8 protein-coding genes are annotated in these 12454 nt (G+C 44.8%); 2 read left to right on the top strand and 6 right to left on the bottom strand.

Annotated elements, in window-relative coordinates:
- Positions 1-9: 9 nt before the first annotated feature.
- The 4 genes from sufD to H3S82_RS06690 all read right to left on the bottom strand — a co-directional run bounded on the left by sufD (position 10) and on the right by H3S82_RS06690 (position 4945).
- Complete coding sequence (gene sufD, locus H3S82_RS06705; RefSeq protein ID WP_198232089.1) at positions 10-1290, bottom strand: Fe-S cluster assembly protein SufD; 1281 nt, start codon at positions 1288-1290, stop codon at positions 10-12.
- Positions 1283-2056, bottom strand: coding sequence for a Fe-S cluster assembly ATPase SufC (gene sufC, locus H3S82_RS06700; RefSeq protein WP_198232090.1), 774 nt, complete (start codon positions 2054-2056; stop codon positions 1283-1285). The genes sufD and sufC overlap by 8 nt, the downstream gene beginning before the upstream one ends.
- A gap of 58 nt (positions 2057-2114) precedes the next feature.
- Positions 2115-3626 (bottom strand): Fe-S cluster assembly protein SufB, encoded by a 1512-nt coding sequence (sufB, locus tag H3S82_RS06695; protein WP_198232091.1) that lies wholly within the window; start codon positions 3624-3626, stop codon positions 2115-2117.
- Positions 3627-3799: 173 nt separating this feature from the next.
- On the bottom strand, positions 3800-4945 hold the full coding sequence (locus H3S82_RS06690; RefSeq protein WP_198224667.1) for a cysteine desulfurase family protein: 1146 nt from the start codon (positions 4943-4945) through the stop codon (positions 3800-3802).
- 181 nt (positions 4946-5126) lie between these two features.
- On the opposite strand from H3S82_RS06690, the gene H3S82_RS06685 reads away from it, so the two are divergent.
- Positions 5127-5801 (top strand): alpha/beta hydrolase, encoded by a 675-nt coding sequence (locus tag H3S82_RS06685; protein WP_077971403.1) that lies wholly within the window; start codon positions 5127-5129, stop codon positions 5799-5801.
- Positions 5802-6023: 222 nt separating this feature from the next.
- Here the strand turns inward: H3S82_RS06685 and H3S82_RS06680 are convergent, their stop codons facing one another.
- Positions 6024-7181, bottom strand: coding sequence for an anhydro-N-acetylmuramic acid kinase (locus H3S82_RS06680; protein WP_198232092.1), 1158 nt, complete (start codon positions 7179-7181; stop codon positions 6024-6026).
- Positions 7182-7292: 111 nt separating this feature from the next.
- Between H3S82_RS06680 and tyrS the strand changes: the two genes are divergently transcribed.
- Positions 7293-8546, top strand: a complete 1254-nt coding sequence (gene tyrS / locus H3S82_RS06675; protein WP_198224671.1) for a tyrosine--tRNA ligase — start codon at positions 7293-7295, stop codon at positions 8544-8546.
- Positions 8547-8911: 365 nt separating this feature from the next.
- On the opposite strand, the gene H3S82_RS06670 is transcribed toward tyrS, so the two are convergent.
- Positions 8912-12337 (bottom strand): DUF3971 domain-containing protein, encoded by a 3426-nt coding sequence (locus H3S82_RS06670; protein WP_198232093.1) that lies wholly within the window; start codon positions 12335-12337, stop codon positions 8912-8914.
- Positions 12338-12454 lie beyond the last annotated feature (117 nt).

Below are 12454 nucleotides of genomic sequence, written 5' to 3'. Positions count from 1 at the left end.
TATTCCTTCTTAAAGGTGCTTTTCCAACCATTGATTAATGAGAGCAACAATGACGTCTTTCATTTGATCGTTTTCCACGTCATCAATCAATTGCGAGACAAAAGCCTTTACCAGTAATCCGCGAGCGACAGATTCTTCGATACCGCGCGCCATCAGATAAAAGAGTTGTTCGCGATCGATCTCCGCAACTGTGGAACCGTGTCCGCAAGCAACATCATCGGCAAAAATTTCAAGTTCGGGTTTCGAATCGAATTCTGCGTCATCCGATAAGATAAGACTGTTGCACGTCATCCGGGCATCCGTTTTCTGGGCTTCTCTGGAAACCTTGATCATGCCCTGAAACGCACCTCTTGCCTTATCAGCTACGACATTGCGGACAATTTCGGTCGAAACAGTATCTTCGCCAATGTGACGGACAAACATTGTAACGTCGCTATGACTGGCGCCTGCAAGGAGATTGATCGTCCTCAATTGGAAGTTCCCTCCCTCGCCCGGCATCTCGATGTCTATTTCCTGCCGGTTCAACTCACTTGCGATATTAACGATGTAAAGGGTCAGTTTTGCTTTCTTATCAAGATTTGCGAGAAACTTGGAAAACTGCGTCGCATCGAAACCCCGATCACGAATGATAATCCAGGTTACATCTGCACCCTCGCCTATTTTGAGGTCTTGCACGGAAGTTACAAATGTGGACTTTTCTCCACCCAATTGCCTTTCAATGAAAGTAACCGAGCTGTTATTTCCTACTTTGATTTGGGAATAGGCATGAGCCTGACCACCCGGATTGATCATTTGCAATTCAACCGGATCAGCAATTTTTGCACCCTCTGCTACTTCAAGAAGCCAGCCATCTGTAACAAAAGCGGTATTGACCTGACCGACAAAATCATCGTCGGAAATATCCGGCTTCAGGGTGAAATGCTCGTTAGCAAGTTCATCGGCCACGCGCTTTGTCGTTATCGATTGCACTTGTGGAGCATCGAGTGTTTTGCCGTTAAATATGGCAAATACAGAATCCTTTGGCAGAAGTGGGTCGCGAGATAATCCGTCACCTTCATCACTGAAATTCGGAATTGTCTTCAACAAGGTACGCAAATCGGTGTAATGCCAATATTCACGTTTTCTGGAAGGAATGCCCACGTGTTTGAACTGTTCTACCACGCTATCTCGCGTTGACATAACCTCGCTATTTCCAGGAAAATCACCCAATTTTTGACCAAAAATATCGACTATTGCCTGTTCTGCAGCAGTCATTTCCGGTTTTTTATCGACTTTGGAGGTTTCACTCATGTCCTTCCTCCGCTTCTACCTTGTCGATAATGTCGGCATAACCCGTTTGTTCGAGCTGCATCGCCAATGTCTTATCGCCAGTCTTGACGATTTTACCTTTATAGAGGACATGCACAGTATCCGGCACAATATAGTCCAGAAGTCTTTGATAGTGGGTTATGACCATGAACGAACGGTCCGGAAAGCGTAAAGCATTGACACCGTTTGCCACAATTTTCAACGCATCAATATCAAGGCCTGAATCTGTCTCGTCAAGAATACAGAGCTTCGGTTCCAGCAAAAGCATCTGGAGTATTTCGGCCCGTTTCTTTTCACCACCGGAAAAACCGACATTGAGAGGACGCTTGAGCATGCTCATATCCATCTCGAGTTCAGCAACGCCCGCTTTCACCTTTTTCAAGAATTCAGGCACTTTCAATTCTTCTTCGCCGCGCGCTTTTCTCTGGCAATTCATTGCGACTTTCAAAAATTCCATTGTTGCAACGCCCGGTATTTCCATCGGATACTGGAAAGCCAGAAAAACGCCGGTTGCCGCGCGTTCTGCCGGATCCATATCAAGAAGCGACTTGCCGTTAAAGATGACTTCTCCGTCCGTCACTTCATAATCGTCACGGCCAGCAAGAATATAGGAAAGCGTTGATTTACCGGAACCATTCGGTCCCATAATTGCTGCAACTTCGCCATCGTGGATTGTCAAATCCAGACCATGCAGAATTTCTGTCTTGGTTTCGGCTATACGTGCATGGAGATTTTTAATTTCTAACATTTTTAAATCCTATTTTGTGGACACTGATAAGGCCCCCAACAAAAAACAACAGCTTCAGTTAGCCGACACTACCTTCAAGACTGATGCCGATAAGCTTTTGGGCTTCAACCGCAAATTCCATCGGTAATTCCTGAATAACTTCTTTGACAAAGCCATTTACAATAAGAGCAATCGCTTCTTCCTCCGGAATGCCCCGCTGCATAACGTAGAACAGTTGGTCTTCGGAAATCTTCGACGTAGTGGCTTCGTGCTCGAATTTCGCCGTCGCGTTTTTCGCTTCAATGTAAGGAGCTGTGTGGGCACCACAATTATTGCCGATCAACAGGCTGTCACATTGGGTGAAGTTACGGGCATTGGTGGCTTTGCGATGGGCCGAGATTTGTCCACGATAAGTATTATTGGAAAATCCGGCTGAAATGCCTTTGGAAATAACACGGCTTGATGTGTTTTTTCCAAGATGGATCATTTTTGTGCCTGAATCGATCTGCTGGTGTCCATTGGAAACTGCAATGGAATAGAATTCACCACGTGTATTATCACCACGCAACAGGCATGAAGGATATTTCCAGGTTATCGCCGAGCCGGTTTCAACCTGTGTCCAGGAAATTTTTGAATTGTCACCACGACAATCACCACGCTTGGTAACGAAATTGAAAATTCCGCCTTTGCCGTCTTTATCACCCGGATACCAGTTCTGAACTGTTGAATATTTTATTTCTGCATCCTTCTGGGCGATAAGTTCGACAACCGCCGCATGCAGCTGGTTCTCGTCACGTTGCGGCGCTGTACAACCTTCAAGATAGGATACATAGGCGCCTTCATCCGCTATAATCAATGTGCGTTCGAATTGGCCGGTATTGCGCTCGTTAATACGGAAATAAGTCGACAGCTCCATTGGACAACGAACGCCTTTAGGAACGTAAATAAATGACCCGTCCGTGAAAACCGCCGCATTGAGTGCCGCATAAAAGTTGTCACCGGCAGGAACAACCGAACCGAGATACTGCTTTATGAGATCAGGATGCTCACGTATCGCTTCCGATATCGAGCAGAATATAACACCTGAACGGATCAATTCTTTCTTGAATGTCGTGACCACAGAAACCGAATCGAACACCGCATCGACCGCAACGCGACCGGATGCATAAACATTATCGTCCAATTGTGAAGGTTCTGCTTGCTTACGTACGCCCGCGAGAATTTCCTGTTCTTTTAAAGGAATACCAAGCTTCTCATAAGTGTTCAGCAATGCAGGATCAACTTCATCGAGAGACTTTGGTGCATTCTGGCTTTTAGGAGCCGAATAATATGAAATTGCCTGAAAATCTATTTTCGGGATTTCCAATCTTGCCCAATGAGGCTCTTCCATCGTCAACCAATACCGGAATGCTTTCAGTCGCAATTCCAGCATCCACTCCGGCTCCTGCTTTTTAGCCGAAATCAAACGGATAATATCTTCGTTAAGACCTAGCGGAGCTTTATCTGCCTCGATCTTGGTCTCAAAACCATATTTATATTGGTCCACGTCAATTTCACGGACCTGACTTATAGTTTCCTGCACTGCAGGCATGGGCTTCTCCCTCCTGGCCGGGTCAAAAACCGGCAGTTGTCGATTATACCAAAATAAGCACAACTTGATTTAGTGTCTCGGTCGCCGGACTTCAATGAAAAACATGATAAATCCAGTCAAGCTTATTTGACCTTGTTTAAAACAGTTCTAAAGAAGATTTCAAGTGCTGTTTTTTAATTTTTTGAATTGCGAATGATTTTTTCGAAAGCCGAGAGAAAATCATCAATGTTTTTCAAGCTTGTGCGTTTACCTGTAGAAACCCGAATTGCCCCGTCGGGTACATGACACCCCATTGCGGCAAGAACACCACTTTGTTTCACTTTTCCCGAGGAACAGGCCGATCCCGCCGAAACCGCAAACCCGGCAAGATCAAAACCGATTTGCAGCGTTTCCGCCTTTAAACCTTCAACAGCAAAATAGGTTGTATTCGGTAAACGCGGCGATTTTTCTCCGAAAATAACAAGATTGTTACTCAATTGATGCAACCCGTGTTCCAGACGCATTTGAAGCGCTTTAGAATGGTCTAAATCCTGAGTGGTGGGTTTTTGTTCCATCGCTGCACCGAAAGCGGCGATGAGCGGAACTGACTCGGTGCCCGAACGGAAACCTTTTTCCTGCCCCCCGCCCAATATAAGCGGTTGTGGCATAAGAGCACTTCCTGTCGCTACAAACGCGCCGATGCCTTTTGGCCCGCCGATCTTATGTGCTGCAACAATATAGAAATCTCCTCCGAAGCTACCAATAGTGACAGGGAGTTTACCAATATATTGGACAATATCGACAATCAAAACACCGCCCGCCTTTTTGACAATATCGGCAATGTTTCCTACAGGCTGGATGACGCCGGTTTCGCCGTTGGCCGCCTGAATTGCAACCATTGGCAGACCTTCGGATTTATCATGAGCCGAGAGTTTTCGTTCAAGCTCGTCCAGTTTGATGATGCCATTTTCATCAACATCAATAATTTCCTGCCGGTCTTTTTCAAATCGACCGCCTTTTCCAATGCAGGGATGTTCGGTTGCTCCTATGTAGACTTTGGAAAAGTGAACATCCGAACGTCCCATTTTGTAATCGGGTGTAAGGAGCGTCATTGCCGCTTCCGTTGCACCGGATGTAAAAACAACGTGATCCGGCTCGGTATGAAGGCGGTTGGCGACCTGCCGCCGTGCTTTTTCCAGCAAGGCTTTCGCGGCACGCCCTTCCTGATGGACTGAGGAAGGATTGCCATATACGTCGAGTGCGCTCACCAAAGCGTTGCGAGCAGCATCTGACAAGGGCGTTGTAGCATTATAATCGAGATAGCATCTTGAAGATGACATATGGAGGCCTCGTAATTTTTATTATTTCAAACGCATCCATAACGCAATTTCCTTGAAAAGTGCACCCATTACAGACTATCTAACGCTTAGAATAAATTTAAAACATAAAAAACAGTTTGAATTTACCGATATCCATTTATGTCACAACGGAAATTCAAGCTGATGAAGTAAGGAGTACTTGATGCCTGAAGTCATTTTCAATGGTCCTGCGGGTCGCCTTGAAGGCCGTTATCAACCCTCGCCGGAAAAAAATGCTCCTATAGCCATTATTCTCCATCCACATCCCCAATTTGGCGGTACGATGAATAACAAGATCGTTTATGATCTTTTCTATATGTTCCAGCAACGCGGATTTACTACATTGCGTTTCAACTTCCGCAGTATCGGACGCAGTCAAGGTGAATTCGATCATGGAGCCGGTGAGTTGTCCGATGCTGCAGCAGCACTCGATTGGGTACAGGCACTACATCCGGATTCGAAAAATTGTTGGGTGGCCGGTTATTCTTTCGGCGCATGGATCGGCATGCAGCTTTTGATGCGTCGACCTGAAATCGAAGGATTTATATCGGTTGCTCCCCAGCCCAATATATATGATTTTTCTTTTCTTGCGCCCTGCCCTTCGTCGGGCCTCATCATTCATGGCGACGCTGATCGTGTTGCTCCGGTAAAAGACGTTCAGGGCCTCGTGGACAAGCTTAAAACACAAAAAGGAATTACGATAACCCAGCAAATTCTTGAAGGTGCAAACCACTTTTTTGCTGGTCAAGTCGACGAACTGATTGATGATTGCGCCAATTATCTTGACCGGCGCCTTAATGGCGAATTGTCCGAGCCTCGTATGAAACGGTTAAGATAAAACTTTTCACTATTTGCTACTATTTTCCTCCAAAATAGGTTCATGCGAGAGTTTCCGCATGGACCTTTTTTAATGAGCGTAATCGGTTTCAGACAAAAACTTTCATTGCCATACCAAAATCCGAAACTTCCTAATTGAAACATCCGATAAAACAGTCTTTCGATTACGGTCGAAATGGCGAATTTTGCCGCTTGCCTACCCCAATTTTAAAATTTGTTTTATTCAATTTCCGCTTATATTGCGATCCGGTGTCTTATTCTGGTGTCGCGCAAGACGCCCGCCTGATTGTGGTGAGAGACAACCGGTCGTGGTTGGAAATGTTATCGGCAAGTTATAAATTGACCTGATCGCAAGATAAGCCCATGCCTCAGCTTCTATGAAATCCGAAGAAAGACCAAGTGACTGCGCCGTTAATGTAATGATTCCATATTTTTGCGTAAGTTCCTCTAATGCCTTTATAATTGCTCTGTTATAAGCCCCGCCTCCAGAGAGGACGAGTGTTTTTGGATAGGTCGGCAAATGTCTGAAAGAATTGACGATTCCATAGGCAGTTACGAAGCTCAGCGAAGCTGCTCCATCTTCAACAGAAACAGCTTTATCCGTTAAAGGTTTAAAACTACGCCAATCGAGAGAACCCGGTTTTCTCTGACTAAAAAACGGGTGTCGAGAATAGGAATTAACAATCTCCTCTTTAACAGTTCCCCGTAGACCGGCTTCACCATTGCGATCCATCGGGCTTCCGGTTTTCAAATACATCCATTGGTCGATCAAACCGTTACCCGGTCCGCAATCAAAAGCATAAAGTTCGTCATTTTTACCAACGAACGTCAAATTGGAGATTCCACCAATATTAATAAAAGCTACTGGAAAATCGAGTTTATCGCTCAATTTCAAAGCCAAAGCCCGATGATAAACAGGAACCAACGGCGCCCCTTGTCCGCCATGTTTCATATCGTTTGATCTCAGGTCGAAAACAACATCAATGCCACACTGTTGTGCAAGCATTGCCCCGTTGCCTATCTGGATAGTTAATCCTATATCGGGTTTATGGAGTATAGTCTGACCATGGAATCCGATTAAATCCACCTTGTTCGGAGAAATAGAATATTTTTTCAATAATTGATTGACCGCAAATGCGTGTTTGATTGTCAACTCGTCTCCGACATTCAAAACAGATCTTGAAAGCTCATCAGCCTTCACAACATTAGTCACTTCATCAAGCGTTGACTTCAATTTTTTATGAAAAGCGACATCATATTCACAAGACGAATGGCCGATGATGTTGACGATTTTTTCGCCATCACTTTCAATCAATGCGGCATCAATGCCATCCATAGAGGTACCACTCATGAGGCCGATCGCCGTTTTTAGCGTGCGCATAGCTTGTTTCCCGTACTATGTTTCCTTGTGAATCACATATATTCTATGATAAAGCCCACGAAACAGTTGAATATTCTTTTCCAAATATAAAATTTTCAGGGAAAAAGTCCGATGTCCGGTTTTAAATCCGATTTCCTAAATGTGATGAGCGAACGTGGTTTTATCCACCAAATGTCCGACGAAAAAGGTCTGGACGATCTCCTTTCGAAGGAAATCGTGACGGGATATATCGGTTTTGATCCAACGGCCGCAAGCCTTCATGCCGGCAGTTTGATCCAGATTATGATGCTTCACTGGCTGCAACAGACCGGCCATCGTCCGATCGCACTCATGGGGGGCGGTACCGGTATGATCGGCGACCCGTCATTTAAGGACGAGGCACGTAAGCTCCTCACCGTCGACAAAATCGATTCCAATATCGCCGGTATTAAAAAAGTTTTTTCCAACTATATCAAATTTGGTGACGGAGCCACAGACGCCATTATGGTCAACAATGCCGACTGGCTTCGGGATTTGAATTATATTGAATTTTTGCGCGATGTCGGCCGGTTTTTCTCGGTAAACAAGATGCTCTCTTTTGACTCTGTCAAATTGCGCATGGATAGAGAGCATTCGCTATCGTTTCTTGAATTCAATTATATGATCTTGCAAGCCTATGACTTTGTTCAACTCAACAAACGTTACGGCTTGCGTATGCAGATGGGAGGTTCCGATCAATGGGGAAATATCGTAAACGGCATTGATCTTGGCCATCGTATGGATACACCACAGCTTTTTGCTTTGACTTCGCCATTATTGACGACAGCGTCAGGCGCTAAAATGGGGAAATCGCTTAATGGTGCTCTCTGGCTCAATGCCGACATGCTTTCGCCTTATGATTTTTGGCAATATTGGCGCAATACGGAAGACGCTGACGTTTCGCGCTTTTTGAAACTTTATACAACTTTGCCAATGGACGAAATAAAACGTCTTTCTGCCCTCCAAGGCTCAGAAATCAACGATGTGAAAAAGATATTGGCAACAGAAATAACCGCCATGCTCCATGGACGCGACGCGGCTGAAAAAGCTGCCGAAACCGCGCGTAAAACATTCGAACAAGGTGAAGTCAGTCATGACCTTCCCAAAATAGAAGTTCCGGCAACCGAGCTTAAAGATGGTATTGGCTTACTTACCCTGTTGGTGAAGGCAGGACTTGCCAAATCAAATGGCGAAGCGCGGCGTCATGTTCAAGGTGGTGGTATACGGGTGAATGATGCGTCTGTAGAAGACGAAAAACGTATAATCAATGAAAATGATGTCAACGCCGACGGCGTCATCAAATTGTCGTTCGGTAAAAAAAAGCACGTTCTCGTCAAGCCAATGTGATGGTTTTGCATTCCCGCTCAGCCATAATTCTGCTCAGTCATAATAATGGTCTTCCGGCAGATCTTGCCGGAAGATTTTTTATAGAAAGATCCATTTGCAATAAACTGCAGGCGTTCTTGATAAAGCATTTCAAAACAGCTCTATAATCCGGATATGAGAAGGTGAATTATGGAATTGGTCTCTTCAGAGCTTACAGTATGTGCCAACAGTTATAATTCACATTGTTAATGTGATTGATGTGGCAGCATTAAAATCCGTTTTTCTCTGCTTCAATCCGGTTCGTCGAGCAACATTAAAAACCGGAAACAGGCCACTCCGTTACCAAAACACGCTGATAACGCATTCTCTCTCTTCAATTAAAAGGCTTATTGGAATTCGAATATCGACCTGAAAATACCGGGCGCGATCACCGAAATCGGATTGACCATAACTTGCGGATGCTTCGCCTTGCCTTCAATCTTAAAAGTAATTCCGATCAATCCACGGTCGCGGCCATTTCCTAACACTTGCCCTATGATCGGCAGATCTCCGAACAAACGGTTCAGACCATAGGCCGGCATAAAAGTACCGGTGATCGACATATTTCCCGCGACATCGTAAAGTACCCCCTGAAAAGTCGCACCAACTGTCGGTCCTCTCAGGACACCTTTATCAAGAACTAGATAATTATCACCCTTTGCAATATGGGCATAAGCAAGATCAAAACCGATACTCGAACTGTTAATTTTACCTCTTACGGCTTCATTCAAACTTTTACCACCGCCACTTGGTCGTGAGGAGACAATCGCAGCCAATCTGGGTTCGTCAACCACCGCAAAGTTCCTGATGCTGACGCGACCGGATAATGGTTGGCCGGAAGATGACGTTAAATCGGCCTTCAGATCACCACCGCGAATTTTGTCATAATAATTCATAAATCGCATCAACGCTCCGGCATCATTGCTTCTTGCCGAGATCGTTTGTCTCCCTTGACTTTTCTGCGTCTCGACATTGACAGATCTGCGACTATGCGTCGTTCCGGTTAATGAAAACTGCACAGCTTTTTGCTCGGTTATTTCGTAAGTTGCCTTAACGTTATCAAGCTCTTCCCCATAGAAACCTGCAAGGCTTCCTATTGATGCACTCAATGATATAGCCGTTTTATCATTGGAATTCGAATTTTGTGTTTTTCCCAATTGCTGGATCAGGGCGCGTCCATCGTAACTTTTTCCGGTTGCCTCTATATGATAGGTTTTTCCGGAACTGATAATTTTCAATCCCAAATCGTCGTTTCGACTTAAATTGGCTTTGTTGAATTCAGCACTTGCCAGTTGTTTGTCCTTGATATGGATTTGACCAGCTACATCCAAATTCTGACCGGATAAAGAGAAATTTTCTATCGTATAGTCAGGTTTATCCTTTATATTTGATGGCATATCAAATTGGGCACGTGCCGCCATGCCTTTGCCTTTTTTCCAGCCTGCCCATGAAAATTCCAGCTCTGCATTGGTGAGATCTGCATTAAAATGGCGTTTTCCATTATTATCCTGCCCGACCTCTATATTAACCGGCCCTGATAGGAAATTATTGAGGAACGAAAAATGTTTTGCCCGAATTGAATCATCAATATTAAGCGTAATTTTTTCGCTTTTTTGTAAATTCGAGTTATCAAACGGCTGTACAAGCTTGATTTGGGCAGGAAAGTCATTGAGCAAGCCATTCGCTTCCAGAACAATACCCGATTTCGTGACATTAGCTGTACCGGAAGCATTGCTGACCAGATTGTTTTCAATCGGGTCCGGAATAGAAAAATTATTGAAATTGACATTAGCGTTATAAGTTATCTCACCTCGTGGATTATCATGCGTTACCGGAAAGCGGAGATCGAGATCAACTTCTACATTGCCCTCAGCATGATCAGGGTTGAACGGCAAACGATGGCGGGCATTGATCGGTGCATAGCCAATCATCTCTCCGGCTGCATCAATCTCGCTACGTGCTGTCAAGTTCATATCGGCATAAACCGGCCGTTGGGGGCCCCAAGGAATAACCATTGTTCCGTCCGTCGCTTCAATTTTACGTCCGTCGGATAAATAGCTTATCCCCTTGTCAAGCTTGATAGTCGTCGTCATCCCGTCAATGGCGATATTACCGGACGCATCCCGCAAAGCCGGTAATTCTCCAACAAGATCAGAACGGGTATTGAGGATTTCAGTCCTGATTTTTATTTCATTTCCTGAAAGTGTTCCCGTCGGTATTCCCGATTGAAAATATCCTTGTGGCAAGGCTATTTCGATAGAACCGTTTTTTAACTGACCGCCGAAAATGTGGGAAACAACCCATCGCCTTGCGCCCGGAGATAGATTGACAGGCCAAAGTTGTTTTGCTTCAGCCACATCCATTTGAGGAACACGAAGAACAAAGATCGTTTCGGGGGTACCGTTCCCGAATTTGAGACTACCCTGCCCCATCATATTACCATGTGGCGTATTGATGGTTATTTCATCCATCATTACTTTTTTATCGCCAATATTGTACTGGCCAGCGAGCTTCATCTCGAATCTGAGTGCTATATCGGGAACCTCGTTCGAGGCGCTGACGGCATGTTGGGCGACAATTTCGAAACGATAATCGTTAACCGGCTTTCCTGTTTCTTTATCATTGGGTGTAATTCCCAATGCACCGTTGAACGGCAAAGTGAACCCGCCGATTGTCAATAATGACGTTTCGACTTCGATTTTACCGCTGTGAGGTGTGTGCAGCAGATTTAAATCGATTTTTGAAGGAATATTTTGTTCTGTACCAAAATCCATAACCCCATCAGGCATCACAAGCGATGTGCGCACCACCGGTTCATTCTCTAATGAAACACGATGAGCCTCGACAATGAGATTGGCCTTTCCCTTCAATCTGAAATGCCCATTATTTGTGTGACCGTTCGGTAAAAATGGTGAAACATCATCGGCTGCGCCCAAATGGAGGGGGAAAGATTTGACCTTGAGCGTTATGTCGGTAGCATGCCTGCTGACGTAGTTCGCATTTGCTGTAACGCCAATTTTTTCACCATTCCACGTCAGAGAAGATAAAAGTGTGGCTGTTCTCCAGCGTGTGCGCAAGTCAAAATCTTTTATTCCCAATATTGCGCCATTATCGCCGGGCATATGAAGCGAAATATTCTTCAAAACGAGTACATTAATTGACATTGAACGCAATTTATCGGCACCACTATCGAAAGCCGAAAACAGTGCTTTGGACGTTGCGTCGGGGTCAATGCGCCCATATTCATCTTTTGGTAATTGCTCAAACAAGCCCGGTCCGCCAGTTTGCGGCAAAAGGACGTTGGCATCGTGAAGTTCTATCTGGGCTATCTGCAATTTCCCCATAAGAAGAGCCCATGAGGAAAAGCCAACGCGAAAAACCCCGATCTGGTCTACTTTTACGCCATCCTTGATATCATCCAACATGACGTTTTGTGTTTCCAATGCAAGATGATAATCCTCGTCCAATGAAAGACGCGCATCGGTAATTTTTACACGTGCGTAATCGCCTAATTGCTGGGTAAGCGTTGCCTGCATTTTCTGCGTCAAATATTTGCCGCTAATGCCTACTTTCAATAGAGAAAAGATCAGCCCCAACAATAATATAACGATAATAATAGCCCACAAAACGATATGGAAAAGACGCCTTGCCAATGTTTTGCGTCGACGTGGTGTATCAACCGTCACGCCATTGCTATCCTGTGCTGACGGAAATTGGTCGAGGCTCTTTATCTCGCTTTTTTTAAAGCGAATCTCTTCATGTGGATCTGACAAATTGCAATCAACCCCATTTATCTCTGCAATCACATTTTACGATGTAGGATTAATATCGTAAGACTCTTTATAGCACCGAATAATGTTGATTCTTATGGTTTCTAATTTAATTTTCGT

It is taken from the genome of Bartonella sp. M0192 (assembly GCF_016102305.1).
Taxonomy (GTDB): domain Bacteria; phylum Pseudomonadota; class Alphaproteobacteria; order Rhizobiales; family Rhizobiaceae; genus Bartonella; species Bartonella apihabitans.
Note: the sequence above shows the minus strand (reverse complement) of the source record. Positions and strands in the feature narration are given on the sequence as shown.

What these genes read in the sequence shown, in the direction of transcription:
- tyrS (WP_198224671.1), top strand. Translation starts at nt 7,293, where the DNA reads ATGTCCGGTTTTAAATCCGATTTCCTAAATGTGATGAGCGAACGTGGT.
- sufB (WP_198232091.1), bottom strand. Translation starts at nt 3,626, where the DNA reads ATGCCTGCAGTGCAGGAAACTATAAGTCAGGTCCGTGAAATTGACGTG.
- H3S82_RS06685 (WP_077971403.1), top strand. Translation starts at nt 5,127, where the DNA reads ATGCCTGAAGTCATTTTCAATGGTCCTGCGGGTCGCCTTGAAGGCCGT.
- sufC (WP_198232090.1), bottom strand. Translation starts at nt 2,056, where the DNA reads ATGTTAGAAATTAAAAATCTCCATGCACGTATAGCCGAAACCAAGACA.
- H3S82_RS06680 (WP_198232092.1), bottom strand. Translation starts at nt 7,181, where the DNA reads ATGCGCACGCTAAAAACGGCGATCGGCCTCATGAGTGGTACCTCTATG.
- sufD (WP_198232089.1), bottom strand. Translation starts at nt 1,290, where the DNA reads ATGAGTGAAACCTCCAAAGTCGATAAAAAACCGGAAATGACTGCTGCA.
- H3S82_RS06690 (WP_198224667.1), bottom strand. Translation starts at nt 4,945, where the DNA reads ATGTCATCTTCAAGATGCTATCTCGATTATAATGCTACAACGCCCTTG.